Here is a 22,332-nt window from a genome sequence, read left to right as displayed (position 1 = left end):
CGCCCAAAATAATAGTTTATAAACCTGCTAGAGGATGTTTAAAAGGGCCGCATTTGATAACGAGGCAATACTGATAGCCTTTCAGCTTCGAAACTCGGATTCATGTGGAAACTCCGGTACTCTCGCAGGTTTTTCCTGCGCTCCGTTCCTCCTTTCTCACTTTCATCCCATTTTCTCGGTTCTGAAATGCGGCCCTTTTCAAACTCTCATTGTTCGGGATGTTTAAAAGGGCCTCATTTGATAACGAGGCGGCACTGATGGCATTTCAGCTTCGAAACTCGGATTCATGTGGAAACTCCGGTACTCTCGCAGGTTTTTCCTGCGCTCCGTTCCTCCTTTCTCACTTTCATCCCATTTTCTCGGTTCTGAAATGCGGCCCTTTTCAAATTCTCGCACTCGTACTGCAAATATACATGTAAAATGGCTCAATTCGTGCTTTTCGAGCGTTCGAGCTGCATAAGTGCAGTTAAAATCACGACTTTCTTCCCGTTTTAGCCCATTTTCGAGAAATGAGATGCGCTTTTGCAGTTGCATACGCCGAAATCAGAAAGAGCGCCCACAATAGATGCACTTTTGCAGTTCGTTCGGACGCAGTGGCCTAAGCGAACCTAAGCGGACCTAAGCAGCGGCTGGCTGCTCATCAGGTTGAACCGGCTCCAGCTCGTAATGAAGCATTTTGACCTGGAACGCATCCAGCACTTCCCTCAGCGGCACCCACGTCATTTTATTTTGCGCGACAAGCTCGACCTTGTGCGGTTGCTCCGTCCCGTCTGGCATCGTCTGTATCATTTGTCCCTGCAACACATCAAATTCAATGGCAATCTGATTCCATTCGACGTTCACGCGCTCCGACTCCACATCCCAATTGACCGTCCCGTTCAGCTTCTCGACAAGCATGCGCAGCGGCACATACGTCCGATCCTCATAACTCATGAATTGATCTGGCTCGAAGCGAATTTGACCTTGACCCGTCTCTACCGTGAACGTCATCGGATCCTGAGCCGCCATTGAAGTCGCGACCGGCTTGAGGTTGTCTTGAATCCACGCGGCACTTACCGCCGTGCGCTTCCACCGCGCCGTGGAACCGACGTGGAATTGCACCGGCTTCACTTCCGGCGACAGCACGCTGAACGTGTACCCTTTTGATTTGTAAAATGCAATGATATCCGGCAGCGCCTTGACCGTCTCGCCATGCCCCACCCCATCATGCATCAGCACGACCGTCTCCGGCAGCAGCGCCCCTTTTTTAACCGCTTGCGCAATTTCCTTGGCCGGCACGCCGCGGCGCTTCGAATCCGCACTGTCTACATGCCAATCGTAGACCAAGTATCCCGCTTTATCCATTAACTCGAAATACTGCTTGTCAAAATTCATAATGGTGCCGCCCGGCGCCCGCACCAATACCGGCTCATAGCCTATAATTTTCTCTACGATTCGGCCCGTGCGCTTGATTTGGTCCCAGAAATTGCTGAAATTGCTGTATAGCGTCTTATACTCATGGTTATAGCTATGATTGCCGATCGCGTGCCCTTCCTTGACGATCCGCTCGACCAGCTTCGGATTGCGCTCGGCTTGCTGTCCCAGCACGAAGAAGGTGCCTTTTATGTTTTCCTTGGCCAAAATGTCGAGAACATCTGCAGTATGTAAGCTCGGACCGTCGTCAAACGTCAAATAAACGACCTTCTCAGCTTTCTGTGCCGGCGCTGCCGCAGGCGCCGATTTGCCGCCTCCAGGCATTAATGCGGCTTCTCCGGAAGGCTTGTCCGCCTTCGCCGTCAATGCCGTTCGCGCCATGCCGTCAATCTGCATCACCGTTGCTTTTATATCCGATGCCGTACGTTCTTCCATCATCGGTTGCGAGGAAGCGTAAGCGACTTGTTCCATTTGAGATTTCCATCCAAAAGCTGTCCAGGTTCCCGCCAAGACAAGCAGTGCGCAGAGCGCCGCCAAAATGCGAAGCTCCATGTTACGATTGTGATCGGTCATTTTTTGCTCCTCCTCTTCCATCGCCCATAATCATTGTATGATAACTGCTTATTTCAATCCTATGTTGAGAGACTTCAAAAAGACTTCAAAGCTTTGTTCAGAAGCCGTATTGCTAGATTATATGAATGGTGTCCGAAAACATGACAAACAACTAGATTGTTCCGCTGCCGCATTCACAAGCAGAAGACCCGATCGGATTCTGTCGGGTCTTTCGTATTGGGAGAGCATCTCCAGCTCCCCATGTTATGCTTCCATGCGAATTTCTCCGGTGCGGCTCGTATCATAGCCCCGAATCGCCATCAATTCTTCCCGGTATGCAGCGGATCGGAGCACTTGCAGCAGACTGCCGATCCACGGCATATGCTCAGGCTGCTTCAGAACGACGAGGTCAACCTCTTCCTGCATAAGCGGTACAAAATCGATGCCAACCGCATAGGCAACCTTCTCGATGCCGACCCCGACATCGGCTTGTCCGCTCCCGACCTGTCCTGCGACGGCCAAATGCGTCGTCTCCTCGTTCCTATAACCGTGCAGGACATCTCCCTTTAAGCCGAGAATCCGCAGCTGCTCATCCAACAGCACGCGCGCGCCGGATCCCCGCTCCCGGTTCACCAGCTTAATGCCCGGCTTGGCCACATCGGACCACGAGGCAATCCCCTTCGGATTGCCTGACTGGACATATAGTCCGGCCGAACGCGCAGCTACATGGATGACCATATAGGGAAGACCGACCAATAATTTGCGGATATAAGGAAGATTGTATTCTCCCGTATCGCCGTCGAACAGATGTGTGCTCACGATGTGAGCTTCGCCGCGAAAAAGCGCGATTAAGCCTTCCATACTGCCGACAAACGAACGCAGCGGGCGGATGAACGCACTTTCCCGCTCCATGTGCTTGGACAACAATTCAAGACAGGCATCATGTCCCGTAATAACCAGTTGGGATGACGGCAAGGGGGCCGCCGCCGGGATGCCGAAAAGCTGCGATTCTCCATAATGAACCGTTCCTTCGCAACGCTGCCCGCGCTGCTTGTATGCTTCCAGCTCAACGCCATCGACCCGCATTTGCTTCCCGACGCGGTATGCGCGAAGTTCGCCTTTTTTGATCAAATCATAAACGGTCAGCTTGGATACTTTGAGCATTTGTGCGATCTCATGGACCGTATAGGACATGGAATGGGGCATTCAAACCTCCTTGGTATGCGCTTTCTTCGATCATACGCCCGGATCGTCTGCTTGACAAGACAATACGCAATCATCTCGACACAAAAATGTTGGACATCACTATTTATAAGTTGTTATAACTATTTATAATGAAACATAAAGTTATGCTGCGTTTGGAAATGAAAGTGTGCAGACACACCAATTGGTTTCGCCGACTTTGCTTTTATAGACGAATCGCGGTATATAATTGGGAGGAATTAACGATGTCGAAGAAGAAGCGCCGGCAACCATACCTGATGAACATGCGCCTGGGATTAATGCTCACCCTTATCCTTTCCCTCGCCGCCCTCTTGGCAAGCGGCTGCAGCGCTAACACGGGATCTGGAACCGAAGGGAACCCGGACACGCAACAGTCCGAGGTCCAATTAACCGTCTCCGCGGCCGCCAGTATGCAGGATGCGCTGACAGAGCTGAAACAATCCTATGAGAAAGACCATCCCAATGTGAAGGTCCAAATGAACTTCGGCGCATCGGGGACACTGCAAAAGCAGATCGAACAGGGCGCGCCGACGGATGTATTCATTTCTGCCGGCAAGAAGCAAATGGACGAGCTGCTGCAAAACGGCTTGATCGACGACAAGTGGCATCGCCCCTTACTGAAGAACGATCTCGTCGTCATCGTGCCGGGCAATCAAGCAGCAGAGTGGACCGGGTTGGAGCCGCTTGATACGGAGCAAGTAAAGCGGATCGCTATTGGGGCGCCAGAGAGCGTGCCCGCTGGAAGCTATGCGGAGGAAGCGCTGGAGAAAGCGAAGCTATGGGAGACGTTGGCCGAAAAATTCGTCTTGACGAAAGACGTGCGCCAAGTGCTCTCCTACGTGGAAACAGGCAACGTCGATGCAGGGTTCGTCTATCGTACGGATGCGATTACCGCCAAAAAAGCGCTTATCGCCTACACGGTCGACTCCTCCATGCATAAGCCGATCGTCTACCCGATTGGAATCGTAAAGGCTTCGTCCCATCAGAAAGAAGCGCAGGAGTGGTATCAATATTTGTCCGGCGAGGAAGCCGGCCACATATTTGAGCGCTATGGGTTCCATCTTGCCAATTAGTTTGCCAAGTTGAGTTGAACCTGGCATGAGTACACGATACATGAAAGGAGGAGGAAGGGTGTCGTTCTGGAGTCCGGTGCTGCTCTCTCTGCAAATTACTATAACAGCCAGCCTCATCGTCATGGGGCTCGGCATCACCGTTGCTTGGATGCTGAAAGGACGCAGCTTTCGCGGCAAAACGCTGCTCGAAACGGCCTTTATGCTTCCGCTCGTCCTCCCTCCCACCGTAGTGGGCTTCATCCTGCTCGTTCTTCTCGGCAGACGGAGCAGCTTGGGCGAATGGGCCGAAGCTTGGCTTGGCCACCCGCTCGTCTTTCACTGGTCGGGCGGCGTCATCGCTGCCGTCGTCGTCTCTTTTCCGCTCGTCTATCAATCGCTCAAGGTCGGCTTCGCCTCGGTCGATCCCGAGCTGGAGCAGGCGGGACGGGCAGAAGGCGCAGGCGAATGGCAGGTGTTCCGCCATATCACGCTTCCGCTTGCCTCGCGTTCCATCGCGACCGCCTGCGTCCTCGGCTTTGCGCGCGGGCTTGGCGAGTTCGGCGCGACGCTGATGGTTGCCGGCAATATTCCGGGCGTCACGCAGACCGTGCCGACCGCCATTTATTTTGCCGTGGACGCTGGCAATACGACGCTTGCGTGGGCGTGGTCGGGCTGTATGATCGCCATTTCCTTCCTCCTCCTCTTTGTCGCCAATCAAGGGCAGAGAGAGGCCGGCAGTCGCATTGCGCGGCGATGACGGCGATTAGAGACTTTGAGGCTCGAACCGCCCCCGTATCAGGCAAGATGCGCCGAACCGCGACATGGCATCTAAAGCCCAACTGCAAAAGTGCAGTATAATTCAGCGTTTTTCCCGAACACTGCCTGTTTTACTGCAAAACTGCCGTTATTTCCTTACATTACGCTGATTTTAGTGAATTCGTAAGTTTTGTAATGTACTTTCTTCAAAGCCCCTTAATTAAACTGGAGTCTTCCCCCTCAAATAAATTAAACTATTTGTAAAGGGGATGATCTGGAATGGGGAAAAGATTGAATGAGGAAACACGATTAAAAATAGTTCGTGAGGCGTTAGCTGGCATTAAAGTTGGGGTATTATCCCGCATGTACAACATACACCCTGAAACGATTCGGGGGTGGATTAGAGAGCATCGTGACGACATTGGACCGGATGAAATTCCAACGACGGATGAGCATTTACAGGAACTTCAACGACTCCAGGAAGTTGAAGTGAATTATGAAAAAGCCGTTAAGATTATCGGCGAAAAAGAGCTGGAGATTGAGATTCTGCGAGAGTTGCTAAAAAAGAAGAACCCCGCTTATCCGAAAAATATGAAATAGCAGACCAGTTTATTAAGCGGGGAGAAGCAGCAGCAAGGGTTCTGCGAATCATAGGGCTTTCAGAATCAACGTATTACGACCGGAGAAAGCGATCGGCCAACTCCGAAGAACGCGCCGCAAGCGGACAGAGAGGTCGTCCTCAGCCCGGATTTTCTCGTACGAAAACGGGGGAGAAAGTAAGTGACGGACAGATCAAAGAATGGCTACTAGAGCTCGTTGAAGGAGAAGAGCATGTGTACGGTTACAGACTCCTTGCCCAATGTCTCCGTAACGAACGTGAGCTCGTACTAGGCAAAAAGAAATCGTATCGACTTTGTAAAGAACTAGGTATTCTCCAAAAACAGCGTGAGAGGAAATCCAAGCATCCACGTAGATTGCCGAAGAATCGAGTGGTGACAGGATCAAACCAATTGTGGCAGATGGACATTAAATACGGTTATGTCACAGGACGCGGGCGTTTCTTTTTCGTTCTCAGCATTATTGACGTATTTGATCGTGTTATCGTCGAACAATACAGAGGGCCGAAATGCGAGGCCAAGCATGCCGTACAAACATTATGTCGTGCGTTGGAAAAACGAATAAAGGCAGATGAAGCGCTCCCTACGATTCGTACGGATAACGGGCCACAGTTTGTCAGTGCGCTTTTTGGTGATACGTGTGATAGCCTCGGGATGGTTCATGAGCGCATCCCGCCACGAACTCCCAATATGAATGCGTACATAGAGTCATTTCATAGTCTGCTGGAACGCGACCTATTCAGCAAAGTTGACTTCATGACCTTTGAGGAGGCCTATGAAGCGCTTGATCGCTACATGGATTTCTATAATAACCGTAAAATGCATGGGAGCTTAAAACGGATGCCTCCAGCGAAATTCTCCGAATGGGTAATGACGCTGGAGGATCAATCCATGTTTCATAAAGCTATGTAATTGCTCGGCATTCCGAGCAATCCTACGAGAGAAGGCTTTTTGGGGGATCAGACTCCGGATTTAAGGGGCCTAGCCGCTTTTGCAGTTAAACGGCCAAAAACGCCTCTCACTGTCGATCTGGACTGCCCAATTGCAGTTTAAATTCACGATGAGTCGTATTTTCGAGACTTTTTCTTGCTCATCCCCGCCTCTACTACTGACAACCGGCTGCTTTTCAGAGCTTCCCTTCCATACCTCTCAAAAATAACTGTTGCATTCCCCATGCAGAGTTTGGTATTATATTCCTCGCTCACTCTACGCGCATTTCACCCTGCATCGAAGTGTCGGCTTGCCGCAATTCATCATGATGACGGAGGTGTTGAATGCTTTTTCTAACGTTGGCCCGCAAGAACTATCTCAGCAATTTGCAGTACCGGAGTGCGCATCTCGTGCACAACATCGCAAGCGCTCTGTTCGGCCTCATCTACGTATCGGTCTGGACAGGCATCGGCGAAGGCCGTTCGCTTGGCGAATACGGATTGAACGGCATCATAAGCTATGTCGCGTTCAATCAGGCGAGCTTATGGATCGTCGCCTTTCTCAATAACGGACTCGGCATGGAGCAGTCCGTGCGAACCGGGCAGATTGCCCTCGATCTTGTCCGTCCCGTTCATCTGTTCTATCAGCTTATGAGCAAGGAATGGGGACAGATCGCATACCAGTTCGTATACAAGTTTCTTCCGATTTATGCGCTTTATTTCTTCGTATTGCCGCTTCACGTCCCCTCATCTATTCTCACTTACGTGTGGACCGCTGTAGCTTTGACGCTTGCCGCGTACATTTCCATCTGCTTGAACTATATCATCGGGGCTGCCGCGCTATGGACGACCGAATCCCGCTGGCTGTACTGGGTCAACTATGCGTTCAGCATGCTGTTGTCCGGCTTTCTCATCCCGATTGAATGGCTGCCGCCATGGCTCGCCGCGATAAGCCGCGCGTCGTTCTATCCGTTACTGCATTATGTGCCGACCCGGATTTACCTCGGGATGGAGTCTGCATCCGCGATCGCCGGATCGCTCGTTTGGTGCGCCCTATTTACCGCCGCCTGTCTCGCCGTTACCGGGATGATGCGGCGCAAAGTGGAGGTGCAGGGCGGATGAAATGGATTCACATGTATGCTCTTCTCGTACGCGCAAGCATCCGCAGCCGGATGCAATATAAGTTCAACTTCTGGTTCTCGAGCATCATGGCTGCGATTATCAATGTCGTCGAATTTCTCATGCTGGCGGTCATACTGCTCAAGTTCGGCCATATCAAAGGCTGGAGCTTGGCGGAAGCCGGATATTTGTATGCCGTGCTGTCTTTATCCAAGGCGTTGTACCGGATGTTCGCCTCTGACGTGCATCATCTGGAAACGTATTTGGTCACCGGAAGCCTCGACAGCCTGCTGCTGCGTCCCGTTCCGGTTCTGCTCGCGCTCATGTCGCAGAACTTCTCCATCAAGATTGGCGAGCTCATACAAGGGATCGCCATTCTTGCCTTTAGCATGGGAGCCATGATGCAGACTAGCCAGATCACCTGGACCGCGCTGCCCCTCACCATCATCGTCATCCTGTCGGGAGCGGTGCTGCTGTTCGCCATCGGCTTGCTGACGGCAACGGCTGGATTTTGGATTACCCGGATCGAAGAACTGCAGAACATTACCGAAGACGCGGCGCGGACGGCGGCGCAGTATCCGATGAGCATTTATCCGAAGTGGATGCAGGGGCTGCTTCTCAGCGTCATTCCGGTCGGATTCGCCAATTATATGCCTTCGTTGTATATTTTGCGGCACGAAGCCGGAATCTGGCTGGTCGGCTTATCCATTCTGGTGGCGCTGGCGTTGTTCACAATTGCCTTAAGGGCTTGGAAGCACGGACTTGCGCGATACCAGAGCACAGGCAGTTGAACGCTCGGCCACTGGACACAACATGACACACGCACAATCAAGACGATGAGGGCCGCCAACGCGGCAGGAGGAGAAGCTTCCATGATTACAGTAACTGAATTGCATAAACAGTTCCGCCGGGCGGCGCCGAAGGAAGGCGCGTTCAAAGGGCTGCGCTCCCTGCTTTCCCGAGACTATCAGGTGAAGGAAGCGGTACGCGGCATCAGCTTCCAGATTGAAGCCGGCGAATTCGTCGGCTACATCGGCCCGAACGGGGCCGGCAAATCGACGACGATCAAGATGCTGTCCGGCATTCTCCACCCAACCTCGGGTGAAGTTCGCATCTTCGGCCGCAGTCCGCATCAGGAGCGCCGGCTGGTGACGAAGCGGCTGGGCGTCCTGTTCGGACAGCGGACACAGCTGTGGTGGGATCTGCCGACCCGCGATTCCTTCGACATTCTTGCCGCCATGTACGGGATAGACGCGGCGACAAAGCGAACACGGCTCGGGCAGCTGCGGGAACTGCTTGCTCTGGATGAATTCCTCGACACCCCTGTCCGGCAGCTGTCGCTCGGGCAACGGATGCGGGCTGACATCGCCGCAGCCCTTCTGCATGATCCAGACATTCTATTCCTGGATGAGCCGACCATCGGGCTCGATATCATTGCGAAGCGGAACATCCGCCAGTTTCTTAAAGATATCAACCTGAATCTGGGCAAAACGATTATGCTGACGACGCACGACATGGACGATATCGAGCAGCTGTGCAGCCGGGTCATCGTCATTAACCACGGCCGGCTCGGCTTCGACGGCACGATTGACGAGCTCCGCCGCCGGATTGGGCTGCCTACCATTATCCGCGTTACGTACAGCAAGGAGGAAGGCATCGAGCATGAGGTCCCTGCCCCGCTTCGTTGCCGCAGCCGTGCCGGACGCACGCTGACCGTCGAATGCAACCGCGATCAATTAAGCGCCATGGAGGCGCTGCGCTTGCTGGAGCAGTTCGGGGAGCTGGAGGACGTTCATATGGAGGAGCCTGATTTCGAAGATATTATTCATCGGGTGTATTGAGACAGAAAAGGAGCCGGAGAGAAGCAGGAAAACATGTCCTGACTCTCGTTCGGCTCCTTTATTTACGCTTCGGCCTAAGCAACAACCGTTCCGTCTATTCTGTCACGATGTCATGTATCAGCACTGGCGCCTCCGCATGGCTGCCAATACGGATGTTCGCGTATATCTTCGCGATAACATCGTCCACGTTTTCTCGATTCGCATGAATGGTCACCAGAGACTCTCCGGCTTTGACCTTATCTCCGATTTTCTTGTTCAGCATCAATCCTACGGCCAGATCGATTTCCGATTCCTTTGTAGCGCGTCCCGCTCCGAGAAGCATGGCTGCGGTTCCGATTTCATCTGCCACGATTTCGGCGACCATGCCTTCTTCCCGTGCAGGCACCTCAATGATATAGGCTGCTTTCGGCAAATTGTCCGGATTGTCTACTACGGAAGAATCTCCGCCCTGATTGGCAATAAACTCTTTGAATTTCTCCAGCGCTTTGCCGTTATGGATGACTTCTTTCAGCTTCTCCTCGGCTTCTTCCAGTGAAGCCGCTTTGCCGGCGAGGTAGGCCATCTGTCTTCCGAGCGCGAGACACAGCTCCTCCAGATCCTTCGGCCCGTGACCTCGGAGCGTATCAATGGCCTCTTTCACTTCCAAGGAGTTGCCGATCGCGCTGCCGAGCGGCTGGCTCATATCGGATATGACCGCCATCGTTTTGCGGCCGACATTATTGCCGATGCTGACCATTGCATGGGCCAGCTCTTTGGCGTCTTCGGCGGTCTTCATAAACGCTCCTGCGCCGGTCTTCACATCCAGCACGATGGCGTCGGATCCTGCCGCGATTTTTTTGCTCATGATTGAGCTCGCAATAAGTGTTATCGAATTGACGGTTGCCGTAACGTCGCGCAACGCATACAGCTTTTTGTCGGCTGGCGTGAGATTGCCGGTTTGTCCGATAACAGCGATTTTATGCTCATTTACCAAGCTCACGAATTCGTCTTTGCTGATTTCCACGTGGAAGCCTTGTATCGCTTCCAATTTATCAATCGTCCCGCCGGTATGGCCGAGTCCGCGGCCCGACATCTTCGCCACCGGAATATCCAAAGCAGCTACTAGCGGAGCCAATACCAGAGTGGTTGTATCGCCTACGCCTCCGGTGGAGTGCTTATCTACCTTGATGCCTTGTATCGCCGACAGGTCGATAGTGTCTCCGGAATGAACCATGGCCATGGTCAAATCGGCCCGTTCACGCTCGTTCATATCCTGAAAATAGATGGCCATTGCCAAGGCGCTGACTTGATAATCGGGAATGTCGCCTTTTGTATATCCATCAATAATGAAATTGATTTCTTCTGTTGTCAGTTCCTTGCCATCCCGCTTCTTCGCAATCAAATCCACCATTCTCATCGTCTATTCTCCTCACTGTCTGCATGGAAGTCATTTTGCAAAAGCTTATTTTGCAAAATGCTGGTTGGGCCAACTTGCCTTATATGACCCTCTTAAAGGGAAATCGCGGTCTCAAGAGCTGCCTCCATCATTTCGCCAAAGGTTGTTTGCCGCTCTGCTGCCGTCGTTTCCTCCCCGGTAAGCAAATGATCGCTCACAGTCAAGATGGTCAGCGCGTTGACACCGTATTTGGCAGCAAGCGTATAGAGGGCGGTCGTTTCCATCTCCACTCCAAGCACGCCGTAATCCATCAGCTTTTGCACAATGGACTTATCGTCACGGTAGAACATATCCGAGCTGAAAATGTTGCCGACATGAAGCTGCAGCCCTTTGGATATTCCGTGCTCGTAGGCCGTCTTCAGCAGCGGAAAGCTGGCAATCGGAGAAAAATCGTACCCGCCGAAAACATGGCGATTCATGCTGGAATCCGTACAGGAAGCTTGGGCAAGGATGACATCGCGTACTTGGACATGCTTCTGCATGGCGCCGCACGTTCCTACGCGAATCAAGTTTTTGACGCCATATTCGTTAATCAGCTCGTTCACGTAAATGCTGGTCGTCGGAATCCCCATCCCCGTGCCTTGCACCGATACGCGCTTCCCTTTATACATTCCCGTAAAGCCGAGCATACCGCGGACCTCATTGTAGCAGGCAACCTCCTCCAAGTAAGTTTCCGCAATATGCTTTGCCCGCAGCGGATCTCCCGGCAGCAAAATCGTGTCGGCAATATCGCCCTGCTTCGCTCCAATGTGCACACTCATGATCGTTTCCTCCAAATAGGTGTTATTTCAAATCCGCCAAAAAACTGGTTCCATATCCCGGCATATCAACCCCGAAATTATTGGCTATCGTGGCGCCGATATCGGCGAACGTTCCACGAAGCGGCAGCTCCGTCCCTTCCGCCGCAAAACGCGGGGAATACGCTAGCATCGGCACATACTCCCGAGTATGATCCGTGCCCTTGTATGTCGGATCATTGCCGTGATCGGCAGTGATGATCAAGAGATCATGCTCCGTCATTTTGGCGAATACTTCCGGCAAGCGCGCATCGAATTCCTCCAGCGCTTGACCATATCCTTGCGGATCCCGCCGGTGGCCGTACAACGCATCGAAGTCGACAAGATTCAAAAAGCTGAGGCCCGTGAACGGCTCATCAAGCGCTTCAATCAGCTTATCCATCCCGTCCATATTGGAAACGGTTCTTACCGCTTTCGTAATCCCTTCGCCATCATAAATGTCGGAAATTTTCCCCAAAGCGATGACATCATAGCCTTGATCCTTCAGCTCATTCATCGTCGTGCGTCCAAACGGCTTAAGAGCATAATCATGGCGGTTGGGCGTCCGGGTGAATTTTCCGGGTTCGCCTACGAATGGACGGGCAATAATCCGGCCGAGCGTATAAGGATCATCAAGCGTTATTTCCCGGCAAAATGTACAGATATCATACAGCTCATTCAAGGGCACGACCTGCTCGTGAGCCGCGATTTGCAGCACCGAATCGGCAGAAGTGTAGACGATGAGAGCACCGGTCTTCATATGCTCCTCTCCGAGCTCTTCGATAATTTCAGTGCCGCTTGCCGCTTTGTTGCCGATGACCTTGCGACCTGTCTTCGCTTCTATCCGCTCAATGAGCTCATCCGGGAACCCGTCCGGGAACACACGGAACGGCGTATCGATATACAGCCCCATCATCTCCCAATGCCCCGTCATCGTATCCTTGCCGCGGGAAGCCTCCTGCATCTTGCAATGGTAAGCGAGCGGCTGCTCTGCTTCAGGCACGCCTTGAATGCTGCGGATGTTGGACAAGCCCAGTCTTGCCATATTCGGCATGTTCAGCCCTCCGCGTTCGCGCGCGATATGGCCAAGCGTGTCGGCGCCGATATCATCGAATTGGGCGGCGTCCGGGGCTTCTCCAATCCCTACCGAGTCCATCACAATGAGGTGAATGCGTTTAAATGAATCCATGTCTAATCCTCTCCTTCCTCATTTATTATAGGAACAAACCGGCAATCGTTGCAGACAATACGCTGACCAGCGTGGCGCCATACAGCAATCTGAGGCCGAAGCGGGCAACCACGTTGCCTTGCTTCTCATGCAACCCTTTCACAGCGCCGGAAATAATGCCAATGGACGAGAAGTTGGCAAACGAGACCAGGAAAACGGATACAATGCCCGTCGCCCGCTCAGACAGAACGGCTTGCTTGGACAGATCCAGCATCGCCACGAATTCGTTGGCTACCATCTTCGTTGCCATAATGCTGCCTGCATCTACCGCTTCTTTCCAAGGCACACCCATCAAGAACGCAAACGGCGCAAAAATATATCCCAGCAGTTGTTGGAATGTAATGCCGAACAATCCGTCAAACAGGCCGTTGACCAGCGCGATCAACGCTACAAAACCAATCAGCATCGCAGCCACCGTAATGGCTACCTTGAAGCCGTCCATAATGTATTCGCCAAGCATTTCGAAGAAGGACTGCTTGTGTTCCTCCTGAACCTCCAATATGTCTTCTTCTTTCGACACTTTGTAAGGGTTAAGGACGGAAGCAATGATGAACCCGCCGAACAGGTTCAGCACGAGCGCCGTGACGACATATTTGGGACTGATCATCAGCATGTATGCGCCGACGATCGACATCGATACGGTAGACATCGCAGAAGCGCACAACGTGTACAAACGATGCTCTGGCAGCAAGCCAATTTGCTTCTTCACGGAAATGAATACTTCAGATTGCCCCAAAATCGCGGATGCCACCGCATTGTACGATTCCAGCTTGCCCATGCCGTTCACCTTGCTCAGCACCAGGCCAATATATTTAATGATAAACGGCAAAATCTTCGTGTATTGCAAAATGCCTATCAGCGCGGAAATGAATATAATCGGAAGCAGGACCATCAAGAAAAACGGAGCCTGCCCTTCGTTCGCGATGCCGCCGAAGACAAAGTTCACTCCATCTGCCGCATAGGCGAGCAACGACTCAAACACCGAAGAAAATCCCTTGATTAAAAGCTCGCCCACACTCGTATTCAACAAAATGAATGCCAATATCACTTGCAGAATAACCATTTGCACCAGCGGACGATAGCGAATATTGCGTTTATCGTTGCTGGCGGCGTATGTGAGCCCGAAAACGATCAATACGCCCAAAATAGCGATTACATATTTCATTCGTGCTTCCCCCCATGCTTGAGCATGCGCAGATTAAATTGACTTGCGAAAAACTTGCGTTGGCAACATATTAAACGCTTACATTTGAATGAAAAAAGGAAATCATGCTGATTCTATTCGTTATTGTCCATGTCTCCCGCCTGAAAAGCTCCCGGCAGCAAGCGCTCCATCGTCCATTCCTCAGTGTTGCCGTGAAGATTGGTTAAATATATTTTCGTCTGACTATCGCAAAATTCAGCCAGCACCTGCCGGCAAGCGCCGCATGGAGATACCGGACCTTCCGTATCCGCCGCCACGGCAATGGCGTCAATCTTGCTCTCTCCCTCGGAGACGGCCTTGAAGATCGCGGTTCGTTCGGCACAATTGGTTAAGCCGTAGGACGCGTTCTCCACGTTGCAGCCACGGTACACTTTTCCGCCTGCCAGCACTGCGGCGCCGACCTGAAAGCGGGAATAAGGGGAATAGGCGTGCTTGCGCGCTTCAATCGCTTCTTGAATCAACTGTTCTTTCATGCGACATATCCTCCTCTTGCAGGGGTGTTTCAAAAGTCCCTAACGGACTTTTGAAACACCCTCTTATATGGATTAATAAGAAGATGACGACTGATCGCCCTCCATGATTTGAACGCCGGAACTGGCACCGATCCGCGTTGCTCCAGCTTCAATCATGCTGTTCATGTCTTCCAAGCTCCGGACTCCTCCGGAAGCTTTGACACCTGCGCGTTGTCCGACGGTGCGGCGCATCAAAGCAACATCTTCGCGAGTCGCTCCGCCTGTAGAAAAGCCGGTGGATGTCTTGACAAAGTCAGCGCCCGCTTTTACAGCCAATTCACAAGCCTGCACCTTCTCCTCATCGGTGAGCAGGCAAGCTTCAATAATGACTTTTACAAGCGCTTTGCCTGAAGCCGCTTCCACAATTGCCTTAATGTCCTTCTCAACCAGTTCGTAATCCTGTGCTTTCAAAGCGCCAATGTTAATAACCATGTCCACTTCGTCTGCCCCATTGGCAATCGCGTCTTTCGTCTCATAAGCTTTGACTGCGGTAGTGGCGGCACCCAGCGGAAAACCGATAACGGTACATACGTTGACCTGCGTGCCTGCAAGCTGCTCTGCCGAGTAAGCTACCCATGCCGGGTTGACACAGACCGAAGCGAACTTATATCGCTTCGCTTCTTCCGTCAGCTTGGCGATGTCCTCCTTCGTGGCGTCCGCCCGCAAAAGCGTATGATCAATTATTCCTGCTATGCTCATGCTCCACACTCCTTACCTGCTCTATTGTCATACCTGTTTATGCTGCACAATATTGATTTCATGCACATCATAACACAGGTGTTGAACATATGTAAATGACAGTCTGAAATTTTGTTCAGAGCTCCTTTCTGATCGAGTGGGAGAATGGAGAGAAGCGCTTGGCAGCGTATCGTTCATGACCGAAACAAAAAAACCCTTGGCTATAGACGTGCTTGAGAAAAGGCTGATCTCAATGTCTATGCCAAGGGGTGCACTCCCTGCTGCGGCAGGGCGATTATTATAATAACGCTTGCGCGGTGAATTGATCCGTCACCAATATATTCGCATATTTGCCGACTAGGGCGGCTCTGATCGCTTCGATTTTCCGCTGGCCTCCGGCAACGAGAATCGATTTCTCCTTATCGCGCAGATCCTGAAGATCAATGCCTACGGTGCGGTTATTGATCTCTTCACTGCATATGTTCCCCTCCTCGTCAAAGAAACGGGAGCTTATATCTCCTGCCCCGATGCTTTGGAGCAGTTTTTGCTCTTCTTTGCTGAAGTAGCCGAGCCGGAACAGAAGCGCATCTTCTTTCACCGTTCCCACAGTAAAAACGGCAATATTGGCCTGTTTGCCCAACTGGATGATACGATGAATGTGCCGGTCTTTCTCCACCATCTGCTTGAGGGCGATGCTGTCGAATATGACGGGCAGCGGCAAGTAACGGGCAATGGTGTGGAACGCCGCGGCGAACAAATTCACCGTTTCAGCCGCGTAAGTATTGACGTGGGAGTGGCTTACGCCGCCCTTTAATTGAACGACCTCCACGCCCCGCACCTGCTTTTGCTGCAGCTGAAGCGCCACTGCATGCATCGTCCTCCCCCAGGTTACGCCGATAATATCCGCATCCTGAACCGTTTCATGCAAATAATCGGCCGCTTTCTTGCTGATATGCTTCTGAATTTCTTGATACTCGTTCAAAGGCGAATAGCACACAAGGACCGTATCCAGCTTATATTTTTGTTTAAGCCGGTCGCCCAATGCGTCCAGATCTTCCAGGGGATCGACTATGTTGATGCGCACATAGCCCTGTTCCTTGGCATGCTGCAGCAATCGGGACACGGTCGGACGGGAGACGCCGAGCCTTGTCGCGATTTCCATTTGACTGTAATCTGAAAGGTAATACAATCTTGCGGCCTCTATGCTTAACCGCTGCTTCTCGTTATCCATATTTACAACCCACTTTTATAAAATGATTCATTCTATAAATTCATGTTCAAAAGTCGCTTTTTGACTCCCAGGATCCGAGCATGAAAAATGCATGTCTAATTATACACTATAGGTGACTTTTTACATACCGGAGTTGCAAGTGTTGACCGTATTCACTAAGAGCGATAATAATGTTAATTGTTTTTCTATTAAAAAGGAGACTGCTATGGCCGTACTCAAAGATTTCAATGATAGGGATTTATGTTTGCATTTTGAATTTCTTCATCGTGATCGCAGATCAGATCAGGGGTGCTCAATAAGAACGACAAGTTTAAGAGGAGAAACAACTCTTTTTGTAACTGAATTTTGGTGGACAAATGAGACTTTAAACCGATTTGTTGAATCTCTCATTAATTTCCCAATGGACACACTCAAGGTTCCTCAAGAAGAAATTATAGCTTTCGGCGAAGATATTTTAAAAGAAATGGATAAAGCTCCTCCGCTTAACTAACGTGATGAGTCATCTCTAAGTTCCAGGTAATCGGCAATTTTTATATTTACAAAATCCATACCCGTACAGAACGATAATGCAACTCACCATAATGATCGCTGCAGCACGCAATGTATTACCGAGGCCCTGATTGTAAAGGAGTTCTCTTCCTGACAGGTCCAGTATCGTGTCGTGTACAGGGAGATGACACATAAGACCGATCACAATAAGAAACGTGACGAGGCTGATCTGCCCAACAGCACTGCCCAGCATGGACCATCGGCTTCGCGTAAGTATGCCGGAGTCCTTCTGAGAGCTGCTGAAGCCATAGGACCAACGATTTAACAGAATGCCGAGCCTGGAGGTGCACAAGCCAACCATTACACCTCCAATGGGTAAGGCAGCCTTGAATAGGGATAGAAGTAATCCCGCTATGCAGCCTGCAACCAATAGAGGCAGCAAGTAATGGCTGTTTATTTTACCAAATACGATTCCTCCAAGAAGCAATGATAAGATATTCCCGAAGAAGTAGGGAGCATAGACTCCGTACATCAAAAAGGATTTACCATATTGGGACAATGCGCAAAATGTGCCATACAATATATAAAAGTTCATCGTCATGCCATGCATGAACGCAAAGTAGCGAATGTCGGCAGAAAGCTTCAACATCACTTGATGCTTCCGCAGCATAATGGCCAGAATGGCCACGGTGATGGCTACCCCAATCAAGATCAACTCGGCAAAGCTTAGGTAAGACGTCTGTCTGATTCCTTTCGCTGCGAATAAGAGGACACTGAGTGACACGAATGCGAAGAATGAATATTTGTTAAAAGACGAGCCCATCTTCACTTCGACCTCATAATGCGGCAGCTCCCGAAGGCCGAGGAAACAAATAAGCAAAGCAGCCCCGAAAATCAAAAAAGCGACGTTTGGATATAGGCTTCTAAACGTAATTATCAATAAGCCCATCATCAGGATAACGTAGAAAAAGGCCCATATATAATGCTTGGTACTCATGTATTGATGACGATAATAACGTTCATGATAACGAATCGTAGTATAGAGCGGCAATAATAGACTTGAGGACAAGCCCATCAGCACAGCAGACAGCTCAAGCCAATAAGGGGAGAGCGGGGCCAAGAAGCCGCTGCCGCATGCGATTACGGACAGAAGCAGAAGCCGGAGGAGCAGTTCCCGCGATTGGATTCGTGTGCCAAATATGTTCAGCATATACGTTCCCGTATACTTTAACGAATAAAACAATAGAAGCGGGAGCCAGCCGCCTAACAAGGAAGAGTAATGATCCCCCATGGAAATAAAAATAAAATAAGGAATAAATATGGTCGTGTTCATTATGCCATAGATGAATGCAGATTTGTTCATAACAAACAAAACTCCTTTATCACTTCTTCACAACTTGCAAATTAGATCTCCATATCTATCGTTTATATTATAACCATATGGAGGAGATACTAATGAAAAAAATATGGCTTGGCATAATAAGCCTGGTCTTAGTCATGGGAATCCGAACAGTTGGCGATAGATACTGCAGCAACCTTCCACGTGGTATGGCGCAAATCATTGCATCCTTAAACAAAAAAGGCAGCCAAGCCATCCATGTCGGATGACCCGGCCGCCTTTTTCATATGGCCTGACAGATAGGCTAATCTTCTAATGGCCCCTAGCACCTCCGTCAATCGTGCCGCAAAGCGTCTACCGGCTTCAAGGAAGCTGCTTTGTTAGCCGGAAAAATACCGAATAAAATGCCGATTGCCGCCGAAAACACAAAAGAGTAAATAATAATGTTCGCCTTGATTTCAGTTGCCATTTCAAAATAATGAGTCATGGCATAACAAGCGGCATAAGCCAGACCGATTCCGGCCAATCCGCCCATTCCGCTTATAATGACCGCCTCGATCAAAAATTGAACTAATATGTCCCGTTTCTTGGCGCCCAGAGATTTGCGAATGCCGATTTCACGCGTGCGTTCGGTTACCGACACGAGCATGATGTTCATAATCCCGATTCCGCCGATGACAAGCGAAATGCAGGCAACGCCCGCCATCATCATCGACATCGTCTTGGATATCGAGCTCATCGTATCCTTGACATCCTGTTGATTAAAAACGTTGAAGCTGTCCGTATTGCCGCGGAACAATTCCGCCAGCTTCGCTTCAATCTGGCTTACGACCGCAGCCATCTTATCCTCCTCGGCCACCTTAACGCTGATGGAACGGATGCCTGCCGATTGGAACAGCCGCTGCGCCGTCGTAATCGGAATAAGCACCTTATCGTCGTTCGAGCCGCCAAGCGAGCTTCCCTTCGGCTCCAGCAGTCCCACGACCTTGAACCGGACGCCGTTAAGCAGCACTGTCTTGCCCGTCGGGTCCTCGGAGCCGAACAAGTCGGCCGCCGTATTGACGCCTAGCAGCGCCACTCTGGAATAGTTCGACACATCCAGCGGGACGATATAGCGGCCGCTCTGATGCTTGAAATCTTTGACCGTATCATAGTCCGGCGTAATTCCTTCAACAGACACCGAGGCGGATTCCGTCGTTCCGTATTTTACGGCTGCATTCCCGGAGACAATCGGAGCCACTCCTTCGATATCCTCGATTCCGTCGGCCAAGTGAACCGCATCATCCAAGGATAATGTCGTCACGCTGCCTCGGCCCATTATGTTTACCGACAACATATTCGTGCCCAAGCTCTGCAACGATTTCTCCACTTCATTGGAAGAGCCTTGTCCCATTGCCACAAGCGAGATTACCGTGGCGACTCCGATCAAAATCCCTAGCATGGAAAGGAAGGTTCTAAGCTTGTTGGCCAGAATGCTGTGCCATGACATTCTGAACCCTTGCGACAGCTTCACGCCCGTCCCCCCTTTCCTCGGTCAAGATGCCGTCATTCATGAATACGACTCTTTTGGCCCGCGCGGCTACTTCCAAGTCGTGGGTGATTAACACAATCGTATGCCCGGCGTTATTCAACTCCTCAATTAGTCCCAACACTTCCTTGCCGGTCCTCGTATCCAATGCGCCAGTCGGTTCATCCGCGAGCAGAATCGGCGGATGAGCGGCCAGTGCCCGAGCTATCGCAACCCGCTGCTGCTGTCCGCCTGAGAGCTCGCTCGGCCTATGGCCCATTCTGCCGTCCAAACCTACCTGCTGCAGCGCCTGGATCGCAGCTTCGCGGCGCTCCTTGTTCGACAAGCCCCGGTAAATGAGCGGCAACTCCACATTTTCAACAGCGCTCAGCTTTGGAAGAAGGTGAAAGCTTTGAAAGATGAAGCCGATTTTCCGATTGCGGACTTCCGCCAGCTTGTTATCGCTTAATCCGCTCACTTCCATTCCGTCCAGCGTATAGTTGCCAGAGCTCGGCGTATCCAGACAACCAATGACATTCATCAGCGTCGATTTGCCTGAGCCGGATGGACCGATAATCGCGACAAAATCACCTTGGCGAATCTCCAGATTGATCCCTCGAAGAATGGTCACTTCCTCTGAACCCATTCTGTACGATTTCCGCACGTCCCGGATTGAGATCAGGACGCCACTCCCTGATGCTGCATGCTCTCTCATCGGCGGCCGCCTCCGCCGCCGGCAGGAAACGCGCCGCCGGAGAAGCTGCCGCCGCCAATGATGCCGCCTCCCATGCCTCTTATCTGCTGTCTTTGTTCGGTCGACCCGCCTGCCTTTCCTTGCGGCGCGGCAAGGATTACGGAGTCGCCTTCACTCAGGCCGGAAATGATTTCGGCATAGGAGTCATTGCTGATGCCAACGGTCACTTCTCTCAGCGTTCCGCCAGAAGCCTGGCCCATTCGCCGGATCGCGCCGTCATTCTCCTGCCCGGCCGCAGCTTCATTGCCTGCGCTGCTTCCAGCCGCCCTATTGCCGGAATTGCCTCGGGTGCCGCTTCTATTGCTGCTTCCTGTGTTGCCTCCTGCCGCATTTCCACCGCCCGTCCCGGCGGCGGCACGGCCATCCATGCTGCCAGCGTCGCTTCCATCGCCTGCCGGCTCGGCTTGAGCGCCATCCTGCGCATCGTCCACACGTTGCGACGGCAGCTCTCCGGCGTTAGGCGCTCCGGCGGATGCCCCTCCGTCGCCAGGCACCCGGACGAAATGCTTGCCGCCCATGGCGACGACCGCCTCTACCGGGACAAGAACAACGTCCTGCTTCGCATTCGTAACAATTTCCGCTTGGCCGGACATGCCGGAGAGAACGCCTGCGGCGTTGGATAAGCCAATCTTTACCTCATAGGTCGCAACGCCGTTGGAGCTCTTGCCTTCATTGGCAATCGTATTGATTTTTCCTGTAAACACGTTGTCCGGGAATGCGTTCAGCGTCACTTCCGCCGTCTGTCCCGCCTTGATTTTCGGCACATCGAGTTCATCCGCCGACATGGTGAACTCCAGGTTGGTATAATCGACGATGACCGCCACGACGGTGTTCTCGTTCACATCGCCCCCGACTTCAATCTCGCTCGCCGTGACCGTGCCCGCAACCGGAGCGGCAACGTCATGGTTCTCCGCCTCTTCCTTCCGCAAGCTGGCGATCGTTGTTTCATTTTGTTCTATCTCTAGCGTTAACGATTCTATATTGATTCTAATAGAGTCCCTGCTTTCCTCCGCCGCTTCCTTATACTGCTTCTGAAGCTGCTCCATCTGCAATTGCTGTTTCTTCAGGGAAAGCTCGGTTTGCTTAATCTTCTCGGAATTATCCGTTTTTTTGAACTCAACGATCGTCTGTCCTTTCTTCACCTTGTCTCCGACCTTGAAGTTGATTTTGCTGACTGTTCCTTTATAAGCCGCTTTCACATTGCTCTCTTGTGCAACTCCGACCATCCCGGAACCTGACACTTTCGTTTCTATGCTCCCTCTGGTCGCCTGTACCGTTCGGGTTGGCACGGGGTCAGCAGACGATTGCTCCGTCTGTTGCCGGGTAAAATAGAATCCTGCAGCCGCCCCTGCTGCAATGACGATTCCCAATACGATCATCCACTTCCTCATCGCGTCTAGTCCACCTTTGCCGGTTCTACAGAACAGCCCGCGACATGTCCGGGCCATTCATTGCTCCCATCATACTCACCCTAGCTGAATGCTTCCTTAAAGGTAACTGAGCGCAAACTGAGCGTTAGCTGAATAAATGCTGAAAACTCAAGGCCGTTCGGATACCGTTTGCTTTCCTTTGCACGATGGCATATCATATAAATAACTAATATAAGTGTCATTTAGGGGAAATAGTTCTTATTTGGGGCTGAATCAATATAGAGGCGCTAACGCGGGAATTGAATC

22 protein-coding genes are annotated in these 22,332 nt (G+C 51.5%); 9 read left to right on the top strand and 13 right to left on the bottom strand.

What is annotated here, in order from left to right:
* Nucleotides 1-618 precede the first annotated feature (618 nt).
* Together JSQ80_RS14185 and JSQ80_RS14180 are read right to left on the bottom strand one after the other, a co-directional pair.
* Nucleotides 619-1,986 (bottom strand): polysaccharide deacetylase family protein, encoded by a 1,368-nt coding sequence (locus JSQ80_RS14185; RefSeq protein WP_206095727.1) that lies wholly within the window; start codon nucleotides 1,984-1,986, stop codon nucleotides 619-621.
* Between the two features lie 243 nt (nucleotides 1,987-2,229).
* Nucleotides 2,230-3,171 carry a helix-turn-helix transcriptional regulator gene (locus tag JSQ80_RS14180; RefSeq protein ID WP_087434304.1) on the bottom strand — a complete coding sequence of 314 codons (942 nt, stop codon included), beginning with the start codon at nucleotides 3,169-3,171 and terminating at the stop codon, nucleotides 2,230-2,232.
* Between the two features lie 242 nt (nucleotides 3,172-3,413).
* On the opposite strand from JSQ80_RS14180, the gene modA reads away from it, so the two are divergent.
* From modA to JSQ80_RS14145, 7 genes are all read left to right on the top strand, one after another.
* Nucleotides 3,414-4,262 (top strand): molybdate ABC transporter substrate-binding protein, encoded by an 849-nt coding sequence (gene modA, locus JSQ80_RS14175; protein ID WP_206095726.1) that lies wholly within the window; start codon nucleotides 3,414-3,416, stop codon nucleotides 4,260-4,262.
* A gap of 58 nt (nucleotides 4,263-4,320) precedes the next feature.
* Nucleotides 4,321-4,998: a molybdate ABC transporter permease subunit gene (modB, locus tag JSQ80_RS14170; RefSeq protein WP_336245737.1), complete on the top strand. Its 678-nt coding sequence runs from the start codon at nucleotides 4,321-4,323 to the stop codon at nucleotides 4,996-4,998.
* Between the two features lie 278 nt (nucleotides 4,999-5,276).
* Entirely contained in the window at nucleotides 5,277-5,597 is a 321-nt protein-coding gene (locus JSQ80_RS14165; protein WP_206094059.1) for a helix-turn-helix domain-containing protein, read from the top strand.
* Nucleotides 5,594-6,526: an IS3 family transposase gene (locus JSQ80_RS14160; RefSeq protein ID WP_206097605.1), complete on the top strand. Its 933-nt coding sequence runs from the start codon at nucleotides 5,594-5,596 to the stop codon at nucleotides 6,524-6,526. Before JSQ80_RS14165 ends, JSQ80_RS14160 begins: the two co-directional genes overlap by 4 nt.
* A 362-nt stretch (nucleotides 6,527-6,888) precedes the next feature.
* Nucleotides 6,889-7,665 carry an ABC transporter permease gene (locus JSQ80_RS14155; protein WP_206095724.1) on the top strand — a complete coding sequence of 259 codons (777 nt, stop codon included), beginning with the start codon at nucleotides 6,889-6,891 and terminating at the stop codon, nucleotides 7,663-7,665.
* Nucleotides 7,662-8,453 (top strand): ABC transporter permease, encoded by a 792-nt coding sequence (locus JSQ80_RS14150; protein WP_087435309.1) that lies wholly within the window; start codon nucleotides 7,662-7,664, stop codon nucleotides 8,451-8,453. Before JSQ80_RS14155 ends, JSQ80_RS14150 begins: the two co-directional genes overlap by 4 nt.
* Nucleotides 8,454-8,534: 81 nt before the next feature.
* Nucleotides 8,535-9,503: an ABC transporter ATP-binding protein gene (locus tag JSQ80_RS14145; protein ID WP_206095723.1), complete on the top strand. Its 969-nt coding sequence runs from the start codon at nucleotides 8,535-8,537 to the stop codon at nucleotides 9,501-9,503.
* Nucleotides 9,504-9,597: 94 nt separating this feature from the next.
* On the opposite strand, the gene JSQ80_RS14140 is transcribed toward JSQ80_RS14145, so the two are convergent.
* The 7 genes from JSQ80_RS14140 to JSQ80_RS14110 all read right to left on the bottom strand — a co-directional run bounded on the left by JSQ80_RS14140 (nucleotide 9,598) and on the right by JSQ80_RS14110 (nucleotide 16,567).
* Nucleotides 9,598-10,899 (bottom strand): pyrimidine-nucleoside phosphorylase, encoded by a 1,302-nt coding sequence (locus tag JSQ80_RS14140; RefSeq protein WP_206095722.1) that lies wholly within the window; start codon nucleotides 10,897-10,899, stop codon nucleotides 9,598-9,600.
* Nucleotides 10,900-10,991: 92 nt separating this feature from the next.
* Nucleotides 10,992-11,699, bottom strand: a complete 708-nt coding sequence (gene deoD / locus JSQ80_RS14135) for a purine-nucleoside phosphorylase (protein ID WP_087435312.1) — start codon at nucleotides 11,697-11,699, stop codon at nucleotides 10,992-10,994.
* A gap of 22 nt (nucleotides 11,700-11,721) precedes the next feature.
* Nucleotides 11,722-12,903: a phosphopentomutase gene (gene deoB / locus JSQ80_RS14130; RefSeq protein WP_206095721.1), complete on the bottom strand. Its 1,182-nt coding sequence runs from the start codon at nucleotides 12,901-12,903 to the stop codon at nucleotides 11,722-11,724.
* 25 nt (nucleotides 12,904-12,928) lie between these two features.
* On the bottom strand, nucleotides 12,929-14,107 hold the full coding sequence (locus JSQ80_RS14125) for a NupC/NupG family nucleoside CNT transporter (RefSeq protein WP_019421314.1): 1,179 nt from the start codon (nucleotides 14,105-14,107) through the stop codon (nucleotides 12,929-12,931).
* 113 nt (nucleotides 14,108-14,220) lie between these two features.
* Nucleotides 14,221-14,619, bottom strand: coding sequence for a cytidine deaminase (locus JSQ80_RS14120; protein WP_206095720.1), 399 nt, complete (start codon nucleotides 14,617-14,619; stop codon nucleotides 14,221-14,223).
* Nucleotides 14,620-14,691: 72 nt separating this feature from the next.
* On the bottom strand, nucleotides 14,692-15,357 hold the full coding sequence (gene deoC / locus JSQ80_RS14115; protein WP_206095719.1) for a deoxyribose-phosphate aldolase: 666 nt from the start codon (nucleotides 15,355-15,357) through the stop codon (nucleotides 14,692-14,694).
* A 277-nt stretch (nucleotides 15,358-15,634) separates the two neighbouring features.
* A complete protein-coding gene (locus tag JSQ80_RS14110) occupies nucleotides 15,635-16,567 on the bottom strand; it encodes a sugar-binding transcriptional regulator (protein ID WP_206095718.1) in 933 nt (310 codons plus the stop codon).
* Nucleotides 16,568-16,772: 205 nt separating this feature from the next.
* On the opposite strand from JSQ80_RS14110, the gene JSQ80_RS14105 reads away from it, so the two are divergent.
* Nucleotides 16,773-17,057 carry a hypothetical protein gene (locus tag JSQ80_RS14105; protein ID WP_206095717.1) on the top strand — a complete coding sequence of 95 codons (285 nt, stop codon included), beginning with the start codon at nucleotides 16,773-16,775 and terminating at the stop codon, nucleotides 17,055-17,057.
* A 15-nt stretch (nucleotides 17,058-17,072) separates the two neighbouring features.
* Here the strand turns inward: JSQ80_RS14105 and JSQ80_RS14100 are convergent, their stop codons facing one another.
* Nucleotides 17,073-18,419: a hypothetical protein gene (locus JSQ80_RS14100; protein ID WP_206095716.1), complete on the bottom strand. Its 1,347-nt coding sequence runs from the start codon at nucleotides 18,417-18,419 to the stop codon at nucleotides 17,073-17,075.
* A gap of 92 nt (nucleotides 18,420-18,511) precedes the next feature.
* Here JSQ80_RS14100 and JSQ80_RS14095 point away from each other — a divergent pair, with 92 nt between their 5' ends.
* Nucleotides 18,512-18,664: a hypothetical protein gene (locus tag JSQ80_RS14095; RefSeq protein WP_206095715.1), complete on the top strand. Its 153-nt coding sequence runs from the start codon at nucleotides 18,512-18,514 to the stop codon at nucleotides 18,662-18,664.
* Nucleotides 18,665-18,729: 65 nt separating this feature from the next.
* On the opposite strand, the gene JSQ80_RS14090 is transcribed toward JSQ80_RS14095, so the two are convergent.
* Genes JSQ80_RS14090 through JSQ80_RS14080 form a run of 3 tightly spaced genes read right to left on the bottom strand, consistent with a single transcriptional unit; the run spans nucleotide 18,730 to nucleotide 22,047 of the window.
* Nucleotides 18,730-19,908 (bottom strand): ABC transporter permease, encoded by a 1,179-nt coding sequence (locus JSQ80_RS14090; protein WP_418888874.1) that lies wholly within the window; start codon nucleotides 19,906-19,908, stop codon nucleotides 18,730-18,732.
* A complete protein-coding gene (locus JSQ80_RS14085; RefSeq protein ID WP_206095714.1) occupies nucleotides 19,850-20,617 on the bottom strand; it encodes an ABC transporter ATP-binding protein in 768 nt (255 codons plus the stop codon). Before JSQ80_RS14085 ends, JSQ80_RS14090 begins: the two co-directional genes overlap by 59 nt.
* Nucleotides 20,614-22,047, bottom strand: coding sequence for an efflux RND transporter periplasmic adaptor subunit (locus tag JSQ80_RS14080; RefSeq protein WP_206095713.1), 1,434 nt, complete (start codon nucleotides 22,045-22,047; stop codon nucleotides 20,614-20,616). Before JSQ80_RS14080 ends, JSQ80_RS14085 begins: the two co-directional genes overlap by 4 nt.
* Nucleotides 22,048-22,332 lie beyond the last annotated feature (285 nt).

The sequence above is a fragment of the Paenibacillus apiarius genome (genome assembly GCF_017052585.1).
Classification (GTDB): domain Bacteria; phylum Bacillota; class Bacilli; order Paenibacillales; family Paenibacillaceae; genus Paenibacillus_B; species Paenibacillus_B apiarius.
The sequence above is the reverse complement of the archived record's forward strand: the minus strand, read 5'-3'. Positions and strand labels throughout refer to the sequence as shown.